1 protein-coding gene is annotated in these 703 nt (G+C 68.1%); it reads right to left on the reverse strand.

What is annotated here, in order from left to right:
• Positions 1 to 703, reverse strand: a 703-nt coding sequence (locus LI94_RS21380) for an HNH endonuclease signature motif containing protein (RefSeq protein ID WP_046302510.1), incomplete at both ends; no start/stop codon positions are given.

A 703-nucleotide genomic window follows, 5' to 3' on the forward strand; every position in this document is an offset into this window, starting at 1 on the left:
CGGGAACCACACGGCGTCGGATGCGGTGCGTCGGGCTTGGCGGGCTTTGTGGTTTTGGTTGCGTTCGGTGGCGATGCGGGCCGCGCGGTGTTGGGCGCGGGTGCGTCGCCGGCGGGGCATCATCGCGGTCCGGTCGCCACAGCGGTCATCGTCGCGTGGCTTGGGTGCCGGCAGGTTCCCGGTGGGCGCACACAACTGCGGGAACAGCCACGAACTGCCCGGGGTGGTGACATAGGTCTGCCCCGACGGCGAGGTCAGGATCAGCGTCCCGTCGGGCAACTGCTGATCCCGCCAGCCCCAGAAGGTCTTCACCAAATGATGGGTGCGGCAATAACATTTCAGATTCGACCCGTGGGTGGGTCCACCGTCGGCGTAGGCGATGGTGTGGTCCAGATCGCAGTCATCCGCCGGGCGGTCACAGCCAGGCCAGCGGCACGTCAGATCCCGGCACCGCACAAAATCAGCCAGTGCCTTCGAGGGCACATACCCCGGCTCCGGTGGGGCATCGGCGGGATGGAGCACCGACACCAACCGGGCCGACTTGGCCAGCTCTGCGATCAACTCCGGCGGAATCAACGCACCGACTCCGACAAACGAGCCCGGCGCATCCCCGCTGCCGTCCACGGTGGCCTGCTCGGCGATCACATGAATCATCACCGGCGTGGCCGCCGCACGACCCCCCGCCGCGCAATCAGGACGCCCG

Origin of the sequence: Mycobacterium sp. UM_Kg27 (assembly GCF_000972905.1) — a bacterium.
In the GTDB taxonomy this organism is placed as follows: Bacteria; Actinomycetota; Actinomycetes; order Mycobacteriales; family Mycobacteriaceae; genus Mycobacterium.